Annotated in this window: 20 protein-coding genes and 1 tRNA gene; 17 read left to right on the forward strand and 4 right to left on the reverse strand. The window is 70.5% G+C overall.

The window, feature by feature from the left end:
- The 6 genes from tmk to EDJALFJO_RS09605 form a co-directional block, all read left to right on the forward strand.
- The coding region (tmk, locus tag EDJALFJO_RS09580) for a dTMP kinase (protein WP_233149775.1) at positions 1 to 2,852 on the forward strand (2,852 nt) is incomplete at its 5' end.
- Positions 2,849 to 4,150 (forward strand): DNA polymerase III subunit delta', encoded by a 1,302-nt coding sequence (locus tag EDJALFJO_RS09585; protein WP_088284567.1) that lies wholly within the window; start codon positions 2,849 to 2,851, stop codon positions 4,148 to 4,150. The genes tmk and EDJALFJO_RS09585, both read left to right, overlap by 4 nt.
- 44 nt (positions 4,151 to 4,194) lie before the next feature.
- Positions 4,195 to 5,742: an alpha/beta hydrolase gene (locus EDJALFJO_RS09590; RefSeq protein WP_088284569.1), complete on the forward strand. Its 1,548-nt coding sequence runs from the start codon at positions 4,195 to 4,197 to the stop codon at positions 5,740 to 5,742.
- Between the two features lie 105 nt (positions 5,743 to 5,847).
- Positions 5,848 to 5,921: transfer RNA gene (locus EDJALFJO_RS09595), tRNA-Thr, on the forward strand.
- A 111-nt stretch (positions 5,922 to 6,032) separates the two neighbouring features.
- The gene (locus tag EDJALFJO_RS09600; RefSeq protein ID WP_088284571.1) at positions 6,033 to 7,577 is read left to right on the forward strand and encodes a tyrosine-type recombinase/integrase; all 1,545 of its coding nucleotides are present in this window, start codon (positions 6,033 to 6,035) and stop codon (positions 7,575 to 7,577) included.
- Positions 7,578 to 7,588: 11 nt separating this feature from the next.
- A complete protein-coding gene (locus EDJALFJO_RS09605) occupies positions 7,589 to 8,362 on the forward strand; it encodes a hypothetical protein (RefSeq protein WP_143448407.1) in 774 nt (257 codons plus the stop codon).
- A gap of 52 nt (positions 8,363 to 8,414) precedes the next feature.
- On the opposite strand, the gene EDJALFJO_RS09610 is transcribed toward EDJALFJO_RS09605, so the two are convergent.
- From EDJALFJO_RS09610 to EDJALFJO_RS09620, 3 genes are all read right to left on the reverse strand, one after another.
- Positions 8,415 to 10,139 (reverse strand): ATP-dependent endonuclease, encoded by a 1,725-nt coding sequence (locus EDJALFJO_RS09610; RefSeq protein ID WP_158220358.1) that lies wholly within the window; start codon positions 10,137 to 10,139, stop codon positions 8,415 to 8,417.
- 135 nt (positions 10,140 to 10,274) lie between these two features.
- Positions 10,275 to 10,937, reverse strand: a complete 663-nt coding sequence (locus EDJALFJO_RS09615; RefSeq protein WP_088284577.1) for an HAD family hydrolase — start codon at positions 10,935 to 10,937, stop codon at positions 10,275 to 10,277.
- A complete protein-coding gene (locus EDJALFJO_RS09620; RefSeq protein ID WP_088284579.1) occupies positions 10,931 to 11,770 on the reverse strand; it encodes a GntR family transcriptional regulator in 840 nt (279 codons plus the stop codon). Before EDJALFJO_RS09620 ends, EDJALFJO_RS09615 begins: the two co-directional genes overlap by 7 nt.
- A 133-nt stretch (positions 11,771 to 11,903) precedes the next feature.
- Between EDJALFJO_RS09620 and EDJALFJO_RS09625 the strand changes: the two genes are divergently transcribed.
- The 6 genes from EDJALFJO_RS09625 (at position 11,904) to EDJALFJO_RS33335 (ending at position 16,399) form a co-directional block, all read left to right on the forward strand.
- A complete protein-coding gene (locus EDJALFJO_RS09625) occupies positions 11,904 to 12,188 on the forward strand; it encodes an excisionase family DNA-binding protein (RefSeq protein WP_088284581.1) in 285 nt (94 codons plus the stop codon).
- On the forward strand, positions 12,185 to 12,379 hold the full coding sequence (locus EDJALFJO_RS09630; protein WP_088284583.1) for a hypothetical protein: 195 nt from the start codon (positions 12,185 to 12,187) through the stop codon (positions 12,377 to 12,379). Before EDJALFJO_RS09625 ends, EDJALFJO_RS09630 begins: the two co-directional genes overlap by 4 nt.
- A complete protein-coding gene (locus EDJALFJO_RS09635; protein ID WP_088284585.1) occupies positions 12,376 to 12,804 on the forward strand; it encodes a hypothetical protein in 429 nt (142 codons plus the stop codon). The genes EDJALFJO_RS09630 and EDJALFJO_RS09635 overlap by 4 nt, the downstream gene beginning before the upstream one ends.
- A 213-nt stretch (positions 12,805 to 13,017) precedes the next feature.
- On the forward strand, positions 13,018 to 14,898 hold the full coding sequence (locus EDJALFJO_RS09640) for a type IV secretory system conjugative DNA transfer family protein (RefSeq protein WP_088284587.1): 1,881 nt from the start codon (positions 13,018 to 13,020) through the stop codon (positions 14,896 to 14,898).
- On the forward strand, positions 14,895 to 15,635 hold the full coding sequence (locus EDJALFJO_RS09645; RefSeq protein ID WP_088284589.1) for a hypothetical protein: 741 nt from the start codon (positions 14,895 to 14,897) through the stop codon (positions 15,633 to 15,635). The genes EDJALFJO_RS09640 and EDJALFJO_RS09645 overlap by 4 nt, the downstream gene beginning before the upstream one ends.
- Positions 15,632 to 16,399: a helix-turn-helix domain-containing protein gene (locus EDJALFJO_RS33335; RefSeq protein WP_143448408.1), complete on the forward strand. Its 768-nt coding sequence runs from the start codon at positions 15,632 to 15,634 to the stop codon at positions 16,397 to 16,399. The genes EDJALFJO_RS09645 and EDJALFJO_RS33335 overlap by 4 nt, the downstream gene beginning before the upstream one ends.
- A gap of 17 nt (positions 16,400 to 16,416) precedes the next feature.
- Here EDJALFJO_RS33335 and EDJALFJO_RS09660 read toward each other — a convergent pair whose 3' ends face one another.
- Positions 16,417 to 16,674, reverse strand: coding sequence for a hypothetical protein (locus EDJALFJO_RS09660; RefSeq protein WP_088284595.1), 258 nt, complete (start codon positions 16,672 to 16,674; stop codon positions 16,417 to 16,419).
- Between the two features lie 390 nt (positions 16,675 to 17,064).
- Here EDJALFJO_RS09660 and EDJALFJO_RS09665 point away from each other — a divergent pair, with 390 nt between their 5' ends.
- The 5 genes from EDJALFJO_RS09665 to EDJALFJO_RS35465 are packed head-to-tail and all read left to right on the forward strand — an operon-like array spanning position 17,065 to position 20,704.
- On the forward strand, positions 17,065 to 18,006 hold the full coding sequence (locus EDJALFJO_RS09665; protein WP_198950167.1) for a hypothetical protein: 942 nt from the start codon (positions 17,065 to 17,067) through the stop codon (positions 18,004 to 18,006).
- On the forward strand, positions 18,003 to 18,383 hold the full coding sequence (locus EDJALFJO_RS09670) for a hypothetical protein (protein WP_143448409.1): 381 nt from the start codon (positions 18,003 to 18,005) through the stop codon (positions 18,381 to 18,383). Before EDJALFJO_RS09665 ends, EDJALFJO_RS09670 begins: the two co-directional genes overlap by 4 nt.
- Before the next feature lie 43 nt (positions 18,384 to 18,426).
- The gene (locus EDJALFJO_RS09675) at positions 18,427 to 19,287 is read left to right on the forward strand and encodes a hypothetical protein (RefSeq protein WP_143448410.1); all 861 of its coding nucleotides are present in this window, start codon (positions 18,427 to 18,429) and stop codon (positions 19,285 to 19,287) included.
- On the forward strand, positions 19,284 to 19,574 hold the full coding sequence (locus EDJALFJO_RS09680; protein ID WP_088284601.1) for a hypothetical protein: 291 nt from the start codon (positions 19,284 to 19,286) through the stop codon (positions 19,572 to 19,574). Before EDJALFJO_RS09675 ends, EDJALFJO_RS09680 begins: the two co-directional genes overlap by 4 nt.
- On the forward strand, positions 19,571 to 20,704 hold the full coding sequence (locus tag EDJALFJO_RS35465; protein WP_088284603.1) for a hypothetical protein: 1,134 nt from the start codon (positions 19,571 to 19,573) through the stop codon (positions 20,702 to 20,704). Before EDJALFJO_RS09680 ends, EDJALFJO_RS35465 begins: the two co-directional genes overlap by 4 nt.
- Positions 20,705 to 20,796 lie beyond the last annotated feature (92 nt).

The raw sequence follows: 20,796 nt of genomic DNA on the forward strand, positions 1-20,796 counted from the left end.
CCCGCATCGGCCCCCAGGACGCCGACGACCGGGACACCGCCCCCGACCACGACGTCGCCGCCGTCCTGCGGATCACGCCCTTCCGCCGGCTCTGGATGGCGCTCGGGCTGTCGAGCTTCGGCGACTGGCTCGGCCTGCTCGCGACGGCCGCCCTCGCCAAGAACCTCGCGAGCGGGTCCTACACCGCCGAGAACTTCGCCATCGCCGGTGTCTTCATCCTGCGCCTGGCGCCCGCCGTCGTCTTCGGCCCGATCGCCGGCGCGCTCGCCGACAAGCTGAACCGGCGCTGGACGCTCGTCCTCGGGGACCTGCTCCGGTTCGTGCTCTTCGCGTCGATCCCGCTCGTCGGCACGCTGACCTGGCTCTACGTCGCGACCGTCCTCATCGAGTGCGTCGCGCTGTTCTGGATGCCGGCCAAGGACGCGACCGTCCCGAACCTCGTGCCGCGCAAGCGGCTCGAGGCGGCGAACCAGATCAGCCTCGTCGCCACCTACGGCAGCGCACCCGTCGCGGCGCTCGTCTACTCCGGCCTCGCCCTGCTCACGGGCATCCTCGACAACTGGGTGCCGCGGCTCGTCGCGAACCCGGTCGACCTCGCGCTGTGGTTCAACGCGCTGACGTTCCTCGTCTCCGGCCTGGTCATCTGGCGTCTGGAGATCCCGCCGCGGGCCGTGCCGGCCGGGCCCTCGGCCAGTGTCCTGCGGCTCATCATCGACGGCTGGAAGTTCGTCGGCTCGACGCCGGTCGTGCGCGGGCTCGTCCTCGGCATGCTCGGCGCCTTCGGGGCCGCCGGGTTCGTCGTCGGCCTCGCCCAGACGTTCGTCACCGACCTCGGTGCCGGCCAGCCCGGCTTCGGCGTGCTCTTCGGCGCGGTGTTCGTCGGCCTCGCGCTCGGCATGTGGACCGGCCCGCGGCTGCTCGTCGACTTCTCCCGCCGCCGGCTCTTCGGGCTCGCGCTCATCTCCGCCGGGGTGTTCCTCCTGCTCCTGGCGCTCGTGCCGAACATCGTCATGGCGGCGCTGTTCACGACGGCGCTCGGCGCCTGCGGCGGCGTCGCCTGGGTCACCGGCTACACGCTGCTCGGGCTCGAGGTGGACGACGAGGTCCGCGGCCGGACCTTCGGCTTCCTGCAGTCCGCCGCCCGGGTCGTCCTCGTGCTCGTGCTCGCCGCCGGCCCGGCGATCGCCGCCCCGATCGGGCAGCACACGTTCACCTTCACCGACTCGTTCGCGCTCACGTACAACGGCGCGGCCTTCGTCTTCTTCTTCGCGGGCGCGATCGCGCTCGGCATGGGCATCCTGTCGTTCCGGCAGATGGACGACCGCCGCGGCACCCGGCTCGGCGCCGACCTGCGGCGGGCCTGGTCGGCGCGCGCCGAGGGGCCGCGCCCGCCGCGCCGGACGGCGCCCGGCTACTTCATCGCGCTCGAGGGCGGGGACGGCGCCGGCAAGTCGACGCAGTCCAAGCTGCTCGGCCAGTGGCTGCGCGACGAGCAGGGCCACGAGATCGTCCTCACCCGCGAGCCGGGTGCGACGCCGGTCGGCGTCCGGCTGCGCGACGTCCTCCTCGGGCACGAGCACACCGTCGGCGCCCGCGCCGAGGCCCTGCTGTTCGCCGCGGACCGCGCGCACCACGTCGAGACGGTCATCCGGCCGGCGCTCGAGCGGGGCGCCGTCGTCGTCACCGACCGGTACGTCGACTCCTCGGTCGCCTACCAGGGCGCCGGTCGGGAGCTCGACCCGGACGACGTCGCGCGGCTGTCCCGCTGGGCGACCGCGGGCCTCGTCCCCGACCTCACGGTCCTGCTCGACCTGCCGCCGCAGATCTCCAAGGTCCGCCGCCGCCGCGACCTCGAGCGTTCCGACGGGGACGACGCGATCGAGGCCGAGTCGGACGCCTTCCACGAGCGGGTCCGGGAGCGGTTCCTCGACCTCGCCCGCCGGGAGCCGCACCGCTACCTCGTCATCGACGCCTCCGAGGACCGCGCCGACATCCAGGCCGCGATCCGGTCCCGGCTGCGGGACGCGCTGCCGGTGTCGGTCCGCAAGCGCGCCGAGCTCGCCGCCAAGCTCGCCGACGAGGAGGACCAGCGCCGCCGCAAGGCGACGGCCGAGGCCGACGTCCTCCGGCTGGACCGCGAGCTCCGGGGCCGGCAGCGCGACGAGTCGCTCGCCCGCGCCGAGAAGCAGCGCCAGGTCCGCGAGGAGGTCGAGCGCCAGCTCACCGAGGAGGCCGGGGAGAGCACGCCGTCCGGCTGGGCGCCGCTCGGCGCCGGCTCCGACGTCTCGGCGGCCCAGACCCGCCCGACCCCGCCGCCGACGGCGTTCCGGGTGCCGGGCGGTCCGGCGCCGACGGTCCCGACCGCTGCTCCCGCCCCGGCGCCCGTGGCCGCCCCTGCGGACCCTGTGCCGCCGACGGTCCCGGTCGAGCCGCCGTCCGCGGCCGTGCCCCGGCTGTCCGGCGCACCGTCGCTGCCGAACGCGCCCTCGGACGCCGCGACCGCCGTCCTCCACGCGATGCCGACGGTCGAGATCACCGCGAACGACCTGGCCCTGGCCCGCGGTGACGTGATGCCGACCGTGCCGGGCGACGCCGCGCCGCCGTCCCGGGCCTCCCGCCGGGAGCGCGTCGAGTCGGCCGCCGTCCCGACCGTCGCCGGGCGCTTCATGCGCCGCCTGCGCGGGGACACGGCCGGCCCGATGACCGGGCCGGTGACGCTGCCGAAGGACGACGACGGGCGCTCCCGTGGTCGCGGCGTCCGCTCCGGTGCGGCGGCCCCGGCCGCCCAGGAGCCCCCGCCGACGGCCGCGATCGACCTGCGCGACGAGCTCTTCGGCGAGGGCGACAAGTGACCGTCTGGGACGACCTCGTCGGCCAGCCCGACGCCGTCTCCGTGCTGCGCCGGGCCGCCGACGCGGCCCGGGCCCAGGTCGAGCAGCAGGCCGCGGCCGACCTCGGCGGTGACCTGCTCGTCGCGGACGACGAGTTCGCCCCGCACGACCCCGACGGCGTCGAGCCGACCGGCTCCGCGCTCGCCGCGGAGGCGCACGCGCCGGCGCCCGGCCGGCACGTCGGCGGGATGACCCACGCCTGGCTGCTCACCGGCCCGCCCGGGTCGGGCCGCTCGAACGCGGCCCGGGCCTTCGCGGCGGCGCTGCAGTGCCCGCGCGGCGGGTGCGGGGAGTGCCACGAGTGCCGGACGGCGCTGTCGGGCGGCCACGCGGACGTCACGCTCGTCGCGACCGAGCACGTGTTCCTGCGTGTCGAGGACGTCCGCCCGCTCGTCACCCTGGCCCAGCAGCGGCCCTCGCTCGGGCGGTGGCGGGTCATCGTCGTCGAGGACGCCGACCGGCTCAACGACACCAGCGGCAACCTCCTGCTCAAGGCCATCGAGGAGCCGCCGCCGCGCACCGTGTGGCTGCTCTGCGCACCGTCCGCGGAGGACGTCCTCGTGACGATCCGCTCGCGCTGCCGGCACGTCGGGCTGCGGGTGCCGCCGGTCGCGGACGTCGCGGCGCTGCTCGTGCGCCGCCACGGCATCGACCCGGCGGTCGCCTCGTTCGCCGCCCGGGCCGCGCAGAGCCACATCGGCTTCGCGCGCCGGCTCGCTGTCGACGAGAGCGCCCGGATCCGCCGCCGGGAGGTGCTCCGGCTGCCGATGCAGGTGACGTCCGTCGGGGCCGCGGTGCTCGCGGCCGCCGAGCTCGTCGAGGTCGCGCAGGAGGAGGCGAAGGCGGCCACGGCCGACCGCGACGCCAGCGAGCGTGCCGCCCTGCTGCACTCGCTCGGCGCCGAGGGGCAGGCGACGCTGCCGCCCCCCGTCCGGGCGCAGGTCCGCCAGCTCGAGGAGAACCAGAAGCGCCGGGCCACCCGGGCCAACCGGGACGTCCTCGACCGGGCCCTCGTCGACCTGCTCTCGCTCTACCGGGACGTGCTCGTCGTCCAGCTCGGGTCGCCCGTCGAGCTCGTCAACGCCGAGATGGCGGACGACGTCGAGCGGCTCGCAGGGGCCGCGACGCCGGCCGAGACGCTGCGCCGGATGGAGGCCATCGGGGAGGCCCGGACCCGGATCGAGGCGAACGTGTCGCCGCTGCTCGCCATCGAGGCGCTCATGGTGCGGCTGCGTCCCGTGGACGTGCGGTCCCGGTGAACCCGCGGCGCCACGCACTCCCGTCCCGGGGTAGCGTCGGGCGGGTGACTGTCGCCGCGCGCTCCCGCCGTCTGACCGTCCGCGCTGTCGCAGCCGTCGCTGCGCTCGCCGTCCTCGCGGGGTGCACGGGCAGCACGCCGGAGCCGCAGGCCCCGACGGCCGCGACGTCCGCGCCGGCCGACACCAAGGACCCGGCCAACGACACCGCGCTGGCCGCGTTCTACGGCCAGAAGCTCGCCTGGACGTCCTGCCGCAACGACTTCGAGTGCGCGAAGGTGACCGTCCCGCTCGACTGGGCCGCGCCGTCCGGCGACACCATCGAGCTCTCGCTGCTGCGTCTCAAGGCCGAGGGCAAGAAGATCGGCACGATGCTCCTCAACCCCGGCGGTCCGGGGGTCTCGGCGGTCGAGTGGTTCCGCTCCTCGCCCGGCTCGCTCGGGACGCGGGTGCGGCAGTCGTACGACGCCGTCGCGTGGGACCCGCGCGGCGTCGGCGAGTCGACGCCGATCAGCTGCCTGCCCGACTCCGAGGTCGATGCCTGGCTGTCGTCCGACGCGACACCGGACTCCGACGCCGAGGCGACGAAGGTCGTCGCCGACGCGACCGACTTCGGCAAGCAGTGCGAGGAGCGCACCGGGCCGCTCATCGGGCACGTCGACACCGTGAGCACCGTCAAGGACATGGACGTCATCCGGGCGGCGCTGGGGGAGAAGGTCATCTCCTACTACGGCTGGTCGTACGGGACCTTCATCGGCGCCTGGTACGCCGAGCTCTTCCCGTGGCGGGTCGGCCGGATGGTGCTGGACGGCGCCGTCGACCCGAGCCTGTCCGCCGAGCAGTACTCCGAGGGCCAGGCCCAGGGCTTCTCCCGGATGGCCACGGCGTTCGTCGAGGACTGCCTCGGCGAGAAGGGCTGCCCCCTGCGTGGCACCAAGGAGCAGGCGTTCGCGCAGATCGAGACCCTCGTGAAGAACGCCGACAGCAAGCCGCTCGCGACCTCGTCCGGGCGTCAGCTGACCCAGAGCCTCATGACGACCGGCATGGCGATGGCGCTCTACCTGCCGGCGTTCTGGCCGCAGCTGCGCGCGGCGCTCACCGAGGCGTTCAAGGGCCAGGGCGACGGCCTGCTCGCACTCGCCGACGCGTACAACGAGCGCCGCCCCGACGGCACCTACGCCCAGACCCTCCAGGCGACCGGTCCGATCTTCTGCCTCGACCGCACCGACACCCGCTCCCTCGACCAGGTCAAGGCCGACGCCAAGGACTGGCTCGCCAAGTACCCGCCGCTCGGCGACACGGTCGCCTGGTCGTCCCTCGGGTGCGCCGTCTGGCCGATCAAGCCCGCCGTCGCCCCGCAGAAGCTCACCGCCCCCGGCGCCCCGCCGATCCTCGTCATCGGGACCACCGGCGACCCCGCGACCCCGTACGAGTGGGCCCAGAGCCTCGCCGGCCAGCTCGACCAGGGCGTCCTCGTCACCTTCGAGGGCGAGGGCCACACCGCCTACCGCCGCGGCTCCAAGTGCGTCGACACGACGATCGAGGACTACCTCGTCTCCGGCACCGTCCCGAAGGCCGACGTCACCTGCTCGTAGGCTTCTGGGCGCCCGCTCAAGCCGGTGGGTCCGACACCCGATACCGGTTCGAGGGCACCCTCCGGGGTGTGTAAACTCGTGCACCGTGCCACCCCGGTGGTGCGTGCCGCCTTAGCTCAGTTGGCCAGAGCAACGCACTCGTAATGCGTAGGTCTCGGGTTCGAATCCCGAAGGCGGCTCCGACATCACTGCAGGTCAGAGCCTCATTCTCGCCCGGTTGGGCAGCCTGTCTAGACAACCCGTGGCATGGATCGTGGCATGAGCCTCTTGATCCGCCCTACGTTCCGCTCATGGGCAAGGGTTCGATCGAGACGCTGAAGACCGGTTTTAGGGCACGGGTGTACGCGGGCAAGGACCCGATCACCGGCCGGCAGGTCTACCTCATCGGCGAGGTCCACAGGACGAGGGCCGCGGCCGACAAGGACCGTCTCCGGTTCCTCGACCAGGCGGACGCCGAGAGCATCCCCGAGACCGGTGCGACGCTGTCCGTCCTGCTCGACCGCTGGATGCAGACGGTCGACCACGAGCTGTCGACGCAGGAGACGACGGCCGGCTACATCCGCCGCACCATCCGGCCGGCACTCGGCGACTTCACCTTGCGCAAGCTGCAGCACCGCGTCGACCTCCTCGACCGGCTCTACACTCACCTGCGCCGCTGCAACGTCCTGTGTGACGGCCGGCCCTACGTCGAGCACCAGGCCGCCGAGGGCCACGAGTGCGAGGCGGCGAAGTGCCGACCGCACCAGTGCAAGCCGATGGCGCCGTCGACGATCCGCCGGATCCACGCGATCATCTCGTCGGCACTCGGCTACGCGGTCGCCTGGGGCTGGATCGAACGGAACCCGGCCGAGTACGCCCATCCGCCGAAGCTCGAGCGTCGGCGTGCCCGTCCGCCGGAGGCGGAGCAGGTCGCCCGGCTGCTCAACCTCGCGTTCGAAGTCGACCTCGAGATGGCGATCTTCCTCTGGCTCGCCACAACAACGGGTGCCCGCCGCGGCGAGCTCGTCGCCCTCCGGTGGACCGCCGTCAACCTCGACCGCGCGTTCGTCGACATCGCCCACAACTACGTCGTGCGTGACGGTCAGAGGCGCCTGAAGGGCACCAAGACCGACACCGAGCGGAGGTTGTCCCTCGATGACCTGACGGTCCAGATGCTGCGTGATTTCCGTCAGCAACGGGAAACCGGCGTCGCGCCAGGCGGTCTCACCCTCGCTGCAGACGCCTTCTTGTTCAGCGCCGACCCGACCTGCGGCCGACCGTGGCATCCCGACCACTTCACGCACCTCTACCGCGATCTGGCCACGACCATCGGCATCGACGAGCCGCTGAAGAACCTGCGCCACTTCAACGCCACGCAACTGCTCGCTGCAGGCGTTGACCTGCGCACGACCGCAGGTCGTCTGGGGCACGGCGATGGCGGCGCGACAACGCTGAAGGTATACGCGTCGTGGACGCGTCCAGTTGACCAGTTGGCCGCAGAAAACCTCTCTCGCGACCTTATGCGGCTGAGGAAGGGCAGCGCCGGCAATCCGGCGCACTCACTCCCGGCTAGGGCTCTGTGCCGCGTCTCAAAGCCCATCAATGAGGTCCTGGGCGGCGGAACCGCCAGCACCTACTTGGAGATCGCGGACGCCCTCGATCTAGCAAGGCAAACCGGTAGATTGGAGCCTGGCGATCTGGTGCCCACGATCACAGAGCTCGCTGAGTACTTCGGAGTGGCTCGCTCCACAGTCCAGCGAGCTTTGGCGGCTCTTGCTGGCCAAGGCGTCGTCGCTCGCAGCGGGGGCCGATGGCGCTGCAAGGAGGTCAGGTTCCGGGCATCGGACAATCCGTGAGGGCGTGGGCTATGCCATGGAATGGTGAGGATCAGGTCACCCAGGCCTTCGATGAATGGAAGGCCGTGGATGCAGACATTCGCGCCTACTTGCTCCTGTCGGCACGATGGACGCAGTTAGCGTACGCGACTACCTGGAGCGAGTCTGAACGTGAGTTCAGTGCCTCTTTCGATCCCGACCGGGATGACACTGAAGGCCATGTCGATCTGTTTCACCGGAAGGTTCTCGGCCTTTGGCAAGACGACTACTTGTGGATGCTGAGGTCCGGCGCGCTTCGAGACGCTGTGACGGCCTACGAAGTCTATACCGAGCAGAGCCTCAGCGAGTTGATGAGCCGATATGTAGTGACGGATGGGAACGGGGAAAAATGGCGCTTCGCGGCGAAAGTCCATCCTGGCCAGCTGTCTCCCCAGTGGCCAACGCTTCGACAGATCCACAAGGCTATCGGCATCGAGATCGAGTCTGGGCCTGTCCGGTACGTGCGGTCCCTGCGACACCTGCTTGCGCACCAGCGAGGAAGACTCCGAACTGAGGAACAGCGTGAGGCCTATGCTGGCGAAGCGGACCAGGCCGATTGGCTGATTGGTGAGGCGTACGTGGGCGGCGACGTCCCGCTGAGCACGGAGCGGATCCTGGCGATGATGGATGACCTTGCCGCGGCGGTAAGGGCGGCTGACGCGGTCGTGTGGCAGCACACTTGGGGTCGCAAGGGCTTTCCTGCCAGCCTGCAAGATCTGGCAAAGAAGTCCAAGAGTCCCCTCGACCTGACTAGCGTCCGGGCATAGCCATCTGCAAGCCAACCCGGCCGAGTGCTCGTGCTGAGGATACCGACGACCGTCAATTCCGCCCGATTCCCCCACTACCCTGTGCCGCCGGCGGCGTTGCGCGAGCAGTCAAAGTGACGTGTAGAGCGCGAAGGGCATTGTTGGCAGCAAGACAGAAGGCAACCCAGCGGTCCGCCCACTGTAGGTCGGGCTCTCTTTCGGCGCACGACATAAGCCACTGACCGGCGTCACTTTTCCGACCATCGCGAATCTTGTACGGCTCGAGTTGTCCCGTGACATCCACCGAGTATGTTTCGAACCATCCTGCATGCTCATTGTGCAGCTGTTCGACCCATGCATCTGGAAACAGGCCTTCGACTGCGAAACGATCTCGAACTGATAGGAAGTTGCGATTCGCTTCAAAGGGGATTGACTTGTTTCCCAAGTACTGCTGGAGATCGCGACGCTCTTTTTCTCCGGCGTCATCGCCGTCAAACACGCACACACATGCGCGCTCTGCGGAGATGAATCCGTACGTGGCACGCACGAATCCGCCGAGATGCCTGACACCCCCGAAGTCCAGCAGGTGGGCCTCGCGCAATTCGCTCCATTCGTGAACTTCTCTGGGGATTTGCTGGAGAACCCAGTCGATGAATTGCCGGTCGGTCTTTCCTTCTAGCAGGAGGTTATACCGCCCGAGGTTAAAGTAGTCGCTGAATCTGACACCAAGCGCGGTCCGAAGGCGTGCAGTGGCTTCGACGTAGCTGGGAAACACCTCGACTCTCGTTCGATTCGCTTCAAGGCTTGTGCCAGCTACTAGCGCCGGATCTTGAGGGACGAATGCCAATGCGTGGGTCGTCACGACCAAGAGCGACTGTTGGCGCAGCCTCTCGAGAAGTGTGAGTGCTGATTGAGAGAGTTCTGGATGCAGGTATGATTCTGGCTCCTCTAGGAGCCAGACGACTTCCTTTCCTTGTTGTCTCAGTTGTGCAGTCATCCACATGAAGCCGGCCAGGAGAGCTGTCGACTGGATGCCCTGACCCTTGCGGAAGATCGTCGTCTTCTCGGGGTCGGAGATGTAGAAGTCGAAGCCCTGCAGTAGATCCTCCAGTGACCCGTTGGGGAGTTCGAAAGAGACTTGAAGATCTGTCAGTCCAGACGCCGACAGCTGGCCGTTGAAACTCTCCGCCACGCCCTGGAGAACCGTAGAGATCGCATCGCTGTGAGGCGCAAGTGCTAGGGCGGCAGATTTCCGCAGGAATGGCACGAGTAGTTCTTCGTAGAGTTCCCTCATGCTCCGTGCTGACGGCACGTAGTGGCATGCAAAACGTGATAGAAGATCCACGACTAGTTGTCGCTGAGTCCGACTGAATTGCGTTCGGAGCGCATTTACATCGGGCTGTTTTGCGTTCGGAAAGAACTGATACACAGGAGTGTTGCTGGCCGTGAACTGTAGGCTCAATGTGAAGGTCGAAGAAGAGCGCCGGGTTCCAAGGATCTGATGAAGGTTGTCTAGAGCATCGTAGATGGGCGAGTCATTGCTGCCGCTGCTATCGTCACCATCGAAGGTGGCCAGGAATGAAGTCTTTACTCTGCGGTCGCCGAATGTGAGATCCGCGGATTGGGAGTAGGCGTGAGAGTTGTCCCAGCCAGTGAAAAGAAACTGAATTGCCTTCAGTAGATTGGTCTTGCCGCTGTTGTTTGGACCAACCAGTGTTAAGCCGTGCTCCAGTGAGAGTGTTTGCTCGTCCGGTCCCACAGTTCGAAAGTTCCGGACCCGAATGCTGACGAGTTTCAATGCCTTCTTCTCCCGGTGAAAGACCGTCTTGCCCTGTCCGTTGTCACCGTACAGCAGCGTCTTTCAGGGTGGGGATGGTTTGGGCGAGACCGTCGCGTGCCCACCTTGTGCCGCCCAGGAGGTGCGCAGTGGAGGTCATGATTGGAATCGGGTCAGCTCGCGCATGGTCGTCACGATGCAGTCGGCGCCGGCTTTTGCGAACTGAGAAGCCTTATGTGCGCGATTGGCTAGAGCAATGATCTTTATGTTGATGGCCCTTGCGGCGGCTATGTCAGCCATCGAATCCCCAATCATCAATGTCCTTGCCGGCGCGACTGCGAGACCATGGATGGCGATCTCTAGCGAGCGTGGATGGGGCTTCATGAGGTCCGGAGAGGTTGGAGAGCGGGCGCTGATCATGGCAATGAGGTGTGAAAGGTTCCTCTTTGCTAGGTAGGCGCGGATCGCCGCCTCGCTGTTGTTACTGACGATTGCCACCGGGATCTTCCTCCGATGTGCATACCGAAGAAGGTCATCGGCGCCGTCTGTTGGCGCCGCGAGGGCGATGGCCTTTAACTCCGCGGCCGCTAGAACGTCCTCGGCCATAACCGCGGCCGCGTGAGAGCTCTTGGAGACTTTGCGGAGCACCTCAAGAGGGTCGCTCTCATCGGCGATATCGGCCGCATGGGAGGCGAGGACGCGCAGATCCTCCGCGACGCTTGCAGCGGGCAAGCCTGCGAAGACTGAGCAAACGGGTCCGTCGAAGTCCAGCAGAATGGCGGATGTTCCGCGCACCAGGTTCGCTGCGTCGCCTACCACGACAGTGGCCGCGCGACCGTGTCCCAATGACTGTCGAACCAGAGCTGTGCCTGCTCCACGAAGACACCACCCAGGCTCTCGTCGTCACCTCGCGCGTGATGAAACAGCAACGAGTCCTTGCCAAGCAGATCCCAGATCTTGAGGGACTCACCCTTGTAGGCCACCTCGTTGGCGCTCACAGGGTAGAACCCGAAGAATGCTTCGGATCGATTGAGGATGTACACCTTGAACTGCGCGGCGCCCGGGTGGGTCCGCACTTCAAGGGTGGCTTTAGGTACGAGTCCTAGCGACTGCAGTTCAGCCACCGACGAGGCTATGCCGTCGATGCTCCGGATCGCGATCCCGGCGGCCCGCTCGCGGAACGCAGGGGAGTCGTCAAGCGAGTCCTGCAGGCAGGGCACCCCCCAGGGCCGCCCGGCATCAGGAATGAGAACGCGGATCGCAATTGAGGCTGGCGTCAATCGGCCAGCTCGGATCTTGTCGAGCGGTTCCTGGATCGCGCCGGCGAGCGTCTCACCGGAGAACCCCGCGAAGTCGATGGTCACCTCCTCGGCCCGGAAAATCGCCTCGAGGTGGGGCCGCAGGCCGACCGGCTTCTCCGTCCTGGCCTTGACGAACGTCCCCGTGCCCTGGCGGGACACGATGAGCCCCTCCTCCCGGAGGATCCGCAGCGCCTGCTGGATGGTCTGTCGCGCGACCGCGTAGGTCTGCGCCATCTCGTTGCCCGAGGGCAGCTGGTCACCGGGCGCGAGCTTGCCGGTGAGGATCGCCGCCCTGAGCTGAGCCGCGACCTGCTGGTACGGCGGCCGCGAGTCGTTGGGGTCTAGAGCCATGTTCAGAGCGTAGCCAACCAGGCTGGCTTAGTCATGTTGCCCAGCATGGCTAGACAACCTAGGCAAGTGTGGGTCATGCTCTCCCTACGCACTCACCGCCCCCGGTGAGCCACTGACCACTCGGGAGAACCCCATGCCGCAGAACGCACTGCGCGCGCCGCTGCCGCGTAAGGAGCACCCGTCCGACCACCCGCTACTGACGGTGCGGACCGCCGCCGAGATGCTCGGCTGCTCCGACATGACGATCCGCCGGCGCGTCTACGCCCGGCAGTTCCCCGCGGTGCGGATCGGGCGCAAGACGCTCGTGCCCCGCGAGTTCGTCGAGGGTCTGCTCGCCGCCGCGGACGCGGGGGAGACGGTCGTCCTCGAGGAGTTCGCCGCCGCGTGGACGACGCAGAACCAGGCGGCCGACCGATGAGCCGCCAGCCGCGCGCCGTCGACGCCCGCGTCGTCCGCGGCGCCTCGCCGTCTGCTCGGGACTGGATCCGTCGGGTGTTCCCGCTCGCCGACGGCGTCACCTACCTGATCGCCGCAGGTGTCCTCGCCGTCGTCTGGATCGGCACCGACCTCCTCGACAGCCTCGCCGCGCACCTGGCGGGTGCGCCGTGAGCCTGTCGACGAGCCGGACGGCGCAGGTCGCCGCTCAGCACGCGCCCACCGAGTGCGAGTCGTGCGGACGACGTCCAGCGACCGGCGAGGTCGCGCTCGAGGGAGCCGCGCCCTTCGCCGTCTGCTCGGACTGCGCGCCGCCCCGCCGCCTCCCGGCATCCGAGGGTGTCTCGGCGGTGCTTGCCAACACCCGGACCCCGGACGACGTCCAGCGTCTCGGTGACCTGGGATGGCACGGCGCCGTCACCCTCCACCCGTCCGGCGGCCGCGTCGTCTCCTGGGCGCTGAAGCTCGGCCTACCGCCGACTCTCGCACTCGGCGCCTACGCGGCGACCGGCGACCCTGCCCCGATGGTCGCGGTCGGCGTCCCGGCCTTCCTCGTCAGCCTCACCGTCGACCACCACAGCGCCCGACGGCACGGCTGACCCACAGACCCGGGTGGCGTCCGGAGATCCCCCTGTCCCGGACGTCACCCGGCTCCACCTAGCTGACTGAAACCCCAGACCTGCCAACGAACGGACGGCGCCGAGCGCCGGTCCGCTACCTCGTCGCGCGCTCGATCGTCCCGCCAAGCGCTCGGTCCGCATTGACGCGTACGCGTCAACGGTCGCCACCCAGTCGATCCCAGGAGACCCACGATGCCGTTCCGCATCCTTCGCGCCATCCGGCACCTGCCGTACCGCCCACTCACCGCAGCGGGCGTCCTGCTCGCCCTGGCCTGGCTCACCGGCCACGTCGAGCGGTTCGCCACCCTCACGTCCCGCGCGCAGACCGCCGGCGTCCTCTTCGCGACCACGCTGCTCGCCTTCTGGTTCCTCAAGTGGCTCGCACCCGCCCTGTCGACCGGCCGCTGGGTCGACCGCCGGGACGACGCTTCGCAGCACGCCGGCGGCGTCGCGACGTGGACGGACATCGGTGAGAAGGCCTCCCGCGCTGCGATCCGCGGCCGCGTCCTGCAACTTCGGCCATCGCTCGCCGCGACATCCGCCTGGCGTCGGCGCCGCACCCCCGTCACCGAGTACGCCGTCCCGCTCGTCCGCACCGGTTGGCTGCCGATCGGCAGCACCGTCTGGTCGTCCTGCGAGGAGGTCACGCTCCGGATCGGCGGTCCACGCTCCGGCAAGTCCGCCTCGATGGCCTGCCACGCGCTCGACGCCCCCGGGTCGCTGCTCGTCACGAGCTCGCGCACCGACCTGCTCAACGCCACCCGCGGCGTCCGCTCCCGCAAGGGCCGGGTCGATGTCTTCAACCCGACCGACCTGGGAGGTCTCGGCTCGACCGTCCGCTGGACACCGCTCGCCGGCTGCGACGACTACGCCACCGCCCAGCGCCGCGCCGCCGACCTCATCCCGGCGTCGCCGTCCGCCGAGGGGGAGCGCTGGGACGTGCAGGCCCGCGGCCTGCTCGCCACGCTCATGCACGCCGCCGCCCTGTCGGGCGAGACGATGCGCACCGTCCTCGGCTGGATCTCGCCCGCGGACGCCGTCGCCCGCGACGAGATCCTCAACGCCCTGGGGCAGTCGCTCAACGTGCGGCCGATGGTTACCCAGATCCGGTCCCTCTACGCGACCAACGACCGCACCCTCTCTTCGATCACCGCGACGCTGCTGCCGCACCTCAAGTGGGTCAACGATCCGTCCATCGCGGCGGCCGGCGACGCCCGCCTGGACGACCCCGCGCTGCTCGACGTCGCAGCCTTCGTCCGCTCCGGCGCGGACAGCCTCTACCTCGTCGGCCGGGACGCCGGCGCCCCGACCCTCATCGGCGCTCTCACCGCCGAGGTCGCCCACCAGGTGCGCATGCACGCTGCCTACCTCGGAGGCCGCCTCGACCCGCCCATGACCGCGATCCTCGACGAGGCCCCACTCACCTGCGGCCCCATCCCGTTGCACGACTGGACGTCGGACATGGGCGGTTTCAACTTCACCCTGCACATCGCCGCCCAGTCGCTCGCGCAGCTGCGCGAGTACTGGGGCCGCGAGCGGGCGTCCGCGATCCTCGCGAACACCGGCGCGCTCGTCGTCTTCGGCAACATCAAGTCCGCCGACGACCTGCAAGAGATCTCGACCCTGTGCGGCACCCGGCTCGTCGCCGTCGACGCCGACGACAACCGGCCGCTGCCGGTCATGACGCCGGCCGAGATCTCGACCCTGCCGACCGGGACGGCGCTGGTACTGCGCAACGGCCTGCGTCCCGTCGTCGGCCCTGCGCCGATGGTCTGGGAGCGCGACCCGTCCCGTGCCGCTCTCGCCGCCCGGCGCCTCGGCCGCGCGGTCGCCGCGCAGCTTCGCCGAGGCATGGACGCCCTCGCGCAGCACCGCACCGGCCGGGTGCCGACCGCTCGTCCCGGCACCGCGACGCCAACCGGCCGCAGGCCCGTCCCCGCCGGTCGTCCCGAGCCGCGTTCCGGCGCGCGCCCTGCGGCCCCGTGGTTCCCGGCGCCGCGGACACCGGGCCACGACATCGACAGCGCGGACGGCGGTCAGGGCGGCCAGGACGACACCGGCGGTGAGGCATGACCCGCCGCTCCGTCGCCCTGGACTGGACCCAGGCCGTCGCCAAGGTCGCGACCGACGTCGCCCGGCTCCGTGACGAGGTCGCCCTGCTGTCCGACCTGCCTGCTGTCGTCGCCGCCCACGGCCGCGCCCTGACGGACCTCGGTGACCTGGCGCACCGCGCCGCCGGACGTCGTCCGGGCTCCGCGCAAGGGAGTGGTGCTGCCGCCCGGGAGGTCGGTGTAGACCAGACGGACGACGGGTCCGAGGCGGGCGGGACGACGAGCAGCGGGGTCGGTGTCGCGGCCGACGAGGCAGCCGACCCGCCCCCGGCCTGGTTGACCGTCACCGAGCCCGCCCTCGCGATCGCCTGGCTCAACGAGCTCGCGGTCTGGGTCCCCGCCGTCTGGCAGCCCTACCTGCAGACCAGGACCCCCGACTGCTGGCCCTGGCACCCGGACGCCGTCGCCGAACTGCTCGTCGTCCAGTACCAATGGATGGCCGCCACGGCTGACGGCGCAGGCATCGACCCGCTCGCGACCTGGCACGACCGCTGGCGTCCGGGTGCAGCCCACCGCCTCCTCAAGCGACTGGCCGGCTGCGACCGCGCATACGGCCACCACAAGGCCGGCAGCAATGCCCGCGAGTACGACTACGACACCGCCTGCCTCGACGAGCTCGCCGAGTGGTGGGCGACGACGCACGGCACCGACCCGGCACAGCCGGTCCCCGGCCTGACCCTCGCGGATGGTGCCCGATGAAGAGTTACGGCGCCGCCGGTCCCGTCGTTGTGGCGCGGGGGAGCCTCGACATCCCCACGACTGCGGTCCGGCGCCCGGACCACTGGCCGGCCGTCCCGGACCGACGCCAGTGGACGTCGCCGATCTCGCCGCCCGCCGACCCGCAGGCGACCCGCAACGCGGAACGGGCCGCCGCCCGGGCCGTCGTGGACGAGCGTCGGACGGCGACCAAGCCGAGGCCGGCGCCGCGAGCGAAGGCCGCCCGCACCCGTCGTCCTGGTCGCGACGCGGCACAGGCGAGCCGCGAGCAAGCGGTGTCGGCGACCGGGAGGGCCGAACTCGTCGAGCAACTCCGGACGCGCTGGGAGGCGGGGGAACTACAGGCCCAGATCGCCGAGGCACTCTGTGTCTCGGTCGCGACGGTGCAGCGGCTGCGGCGCAAGCACGGGATCGAGCGCCGGCACCAGGCGGTGGACGGCGAGGCCGCGGTCCGGCTGTACGTCGAGGACGGGCTCAGCCTCGAGGACGTCGGGGCCCGGCTGGGGACGTCGTCGGCCGCGGTCCGATACCGGCTCCTCAAGGCCGGCGTCACTCTGCGGCCCGCGGGCCGGACCGCTCACGCCTTGGGTGACGACGTCCGGGCGGCGGCGCTCGAGCGCCTGGAAGCCGGGCACCGCCCGGGCGAAGTTCAGCGCGAGCTTGGGATCAGCGAGTCGACTCTGTCGCGCTGGCGGGCTGCGGCCCGCAGCGTGACGGGCTGCGCTGAGGTCGGAGAGGCGAGGTGACCGGCCTGGTCACGGCCTCACGTCGGCTGGTCGCCGTCGTCTTGCCCCTCCAGACGCGCAAGGAGCTTCGGCGCGACAGGCCACACCTGCAAGTAGTGGTCGTCGGAGGCGCCCGGGAGCGGCCCGTTCGACACGTCGACGTACGCCGTGCCCCACCACAGCTTCATCGACCACATGTCCCACTGATCCAGGTCGTTCGAGGCATACCGAGCCAGCAGCTCGAAGAGCTGCACGAGCTCGGCGTCCGACAGCGGCGGCAGATCAGACTTGGTCACGTCGACATCGTCGCAGCCGCGGCGACGCCGCCCCACAGCTCGCAGGTGCCGCCTGCGGCGGCAGGTGAAGACCCGTGTCGTCGCCTTCCGGGGGGCGGTAGCAGCGCCGTCCCCCCACCGCCAGGGCACTCCGGGGCCGGTCCGTCCGGACGATCTTTCCCGCCCCGCCCGGCTGTCGTGGTCCTCGTGGCGCGCGGCGGGGTGCCGGGCGGCGTGGTCGCGGGTTCTGGGTGGGTCGGGAAAGACCCGCTGCGCTGTCCGCACGGACGACCCCTACGGCCCTGGCGCCGGGGCCCCTACGACGCCGCTACAGGGCGCCTAAGGGCAGCTGCCCCAACAGAAGGGGCAGCGCCCACACCGCCAAACCCCCTCGCGGCAGGAGCCCAGAACATGACCCCCACCACCGGCCAGAGCAACGACCAGAAGAACGGTCACAAGGACACCCCGACGGGTGCGAGCGCGGCGCTGTCGTCGCCGCTGGTCGCCGCGCTGGAGCAGGTCTGGGCCGCGATCCAGCACCGCCACCCCGAGATCCCCGACGTCGTCATCGTCGTCGCCTCCGGCTCCGTCGGCGCACCCCGAGGCGCCCTCAAACTCGGCCACTTCGCCGCGATGCGCTGGACCCACGCCACCACCGGCAGTGCGGAGGGGACGACGGCCGGCCCGTCGCTGCCCGAGGTGTTCGTGGGAGGTGAGGGGCTCGCGCTCGGTGTCGTCGACGTCCTTGGGACGTTGCTGCACGAGGCGACCCACGCCCTCGCGCACGTCCGCGGGATCCAGGACACCAGCAGGCAGGGCCGCTACCACAACCGGAAGTTCCGGGACCTGGCGCAGGCGATGGGCTTGGAGGTCCGCGACGTCCCGGTGATCGGCTGGTCCGACACCCACGTCCCTGCCACCACCGTCACCGGCTACGCGCCGGTTCTGGAGCGGCTGCACCTGGCGATGACGATCCACCGCCGCGCTGAAGGCACCCTCACCACCCCGGCACCCGGCGACGACGCCGCCACCGGCACGACCACGACCGGTGGCAAGGACGTGACCGGGGCAGGGTCCCGCAACGGTGCCGCCGCCCGGTGCGGATGCGGCCGCCGGATCCGGGTCACCGCCTCGGTCCTCGCGCTCGGCCCGATCACCTGCGGGATCTGCGGACAGCCGTTCACCACCCCCAGCAACGACCCCGCCCAGGCCGACGAGGTCGACGAGATCGACGAGGACAAGGCTGAGGTCGACGAGGCCGGGAGTGCGTCCCGGCAGCACTACATCGACACCGGCCACTACCTCGACACCGACGGCCGCTGCGCCTGCGACGAGCAAGAGGCCGCGTCATGACCGGGCCGACCGGGCCGACTGTCCCGGGTGGGGTGCCGGGGCAGGGCGACCTGCTCGACCTGCTCGCCGCCGAGGCCTCCGCTGCCGAGGCGGCCGCCACCGGCGGCCCATCGCCGCTCGAGGTGGCGCACATGGTGCTGCCGAACATGGCGCTCGCGTGCGGCCGGGACCTGCTCGAGGTCACCCGCGCCGCGGCCGCCGCCCACGCGACCGAGCCAGTCCCCGAGGCGGGTGAGGCGGCCGAGGGGGAGACGAGGCGGCGGCCGCGGCTCCTCACCTACTCACCCGAGCACACCACCTGCCCCGACTGCCAGGCCGCCGGCGACCTGCACGCCCTGGCCGCCGCGATGCAGCACCGCCAGGCACCCACCACCTGACCCAGCCCTGCCACCCGCAGGCACGACCACGAGGAGAGACACCATGACAGCCAACGAGTCCCACGCCCTGCCAACCGCCGAGGTCGCGGATTTGCCGCGTGCACCGGAAGAGGTGCTGGCCTTCCAGCAGGCATGGCTCGACCTGCACGCCCAAGCCGTCCAGACCCTGACCCTGGCGTGCCGGTTGCGGTTCCCGCAGGTGCACTCCGACGGGACAGCCGCTGCCACGGCACCGATCGACCTGGCCGACTTCCTCGCCTCGGTCCTCGCCGCGGTCGCCGCGAACGTCGGCAGCATCGACCGGCTGACCGCCGGCCGCCCCGGCTCCTGGGAGTCCGACCTCGTCGCCCAGCTCGTCACCCGGACCGTCGGACGAGACGAGACCTGGCTGTACGAGCACCGCACCGAACCCGTCACCGTCCAGCTCAACGTCCTCGACCTCGCCTGGGACCTTCCCGGCTTCCCCGACATCGAAGCCGCCACCGAACACGCCCTCGAGCCGTTCTACGCCGCCACCGAACCCGACCCGGCCCGCACCCTCACCGATGACGAATGGGATGCGCTCGAGGTGGCACGGGCCGCCACCGAGGATGCCGTCACCGACGCCTACGCCAGGGTCTACGCCGACTACGCGGCAGCGTTCACCGCCGCCGTCCACCGCGCCGCAGACCAGGTCCTGGCGCTGAGCGTTCCGGTCACCGTGACCGTCGTCCACGACCCCCGCACCCCACACGTCGACGCCGTCCGCATCAGCAACCCGCCCGACACCCTCGACGGCCAGACCAGCGACGACCACCTCGCCACCCGACTCTGGAACACCGCCGCCGCAACAGTTCCCATCCCCACCGCACCCACCATCACCCTGCCGAAGCCGCCGCCGGCCGTGGCCGAGGACGAGCCGTGACCTGCACCGTCGGTGCGGTCGCGGACTGGACCGCCGGCTACGAGGCCGGCTACCGCGCCGGCTACCGGACCGCCCTGGCCGTCCTCGACGACGCCGCCGCAGCACTAGCCGCTCTGCACCCCTCCCAGTCCGTCGACACCGCGCACGCCCGCGGAGCGCAGACGCAGGCGGGGCAACGGCCCGGCGAGCCCGACCACAACGACCCCGCGGACGTGGCCGCCTACCGCGACCGGATCCACGCCTCCTGGGGCCTGACCCCACCGCGCACCCCACGGGAGAAACCATGACCACCGCCGACCAGCCCAGCAACCGGATCGAGCGACCGGGCGGCCAGCGGGCATCCACCCGGACCAACGACGTTGACGCGTACGCGTCAACGAGCCGACGAGCGAGCGACCACGGCGACGTTCATGGTCGAGGCCGTCGCCGGTGGCCGCTGCTGCTCATCGGCGCGTCCGCCGGCACCGCGACCTGGTCCGGATGGGTCGGCCTCGGCGAGCTCACCGGCTTCGGTGTCGTCCACCCACTTCCCGGGATCTGGGACGGGCTCACCGTCAACACCGCGATCACCCTCCCGGTCGGGGTCGAGGCCTACGCCGTCTACGCCCTCGCCGTTGCCACCGACCCCCGACCGCTCACGCCGCTGGCGCGACGCTGGGCCTGGGCGTCGGCGGCTGGCGCCCTGCTCCTCGGAATGGGCGGGCAGATCGCGTATCACCTGCTCGAAGCCCGCGATGTGACTGCCGCCCCCTGGTGGGTTGTCGCCCTCGTGTCCTCCTTGCCGGTCCTCGTTCTGGGCGCCGCCTCCCTGCTCTGGCACCTCGCCGCCATGGCACCGCCCGAGGATCCGAGCGCGACCACGACGTCACCGGCGACGTCATCCGTGCCCGTAGTCGTGACCGTCGCCGGTGGGACGAGTACGCGAGCGTCGAGTACGTCGTCCGCGTCGAGCACTGCCGTGGGCACCGCCGGGTCGAGTACGCCTCTGGCGGACGCGGGCAGCACCTACGCGGCGCCGCGACCCGCGGCAGCCGCCGACTCCCGACGAGTACGCCCGGCCGCCGTGACGGCGACGGTCCAGGACCCGACCGACGCCCAGATCCTCGCCACCATCACCGGCCCGCCTCCGTCGATCCGCGCGCTGATGCGCGCCCACGGCATCGGTCAGGCCCGCGCGACCCGGATCCGCCGGTCGGCGGCCGCGCGCGGCGCGTCCACCGACACCGGAACGCCCTTCGAGACCCAGGAGGAGCCGGACAACCAGATCAACCCCGACGGATCCGAGAAGCACGGAGCGACCAGAAGCGAGGAGAACGAGCCAGCAGACGACGCACCAACGACGAACGCACCCGAGAACGACCAGGAGAACCCGACAACAGAGACCGATCCGAGAAACCAACGCGACGACCACAGATGAAAGCCGAGAGGAGCGCAGCAAGAACCAGGAGCAGGAATCACACCCATGCATCACCGACCGAGTAGGTCACTTCAAGATCATTCCGAGAATGC

The organism is Kineosporia sp. A_224 (assembly GCF_002198655.1).
In the GTDB taxonomy this organism is placed as follows: domain Bacteria; phylum Actinomycetota; class Actinomycetes; order Actinomycetales; family Kineosporiaceae; genus R-H-3.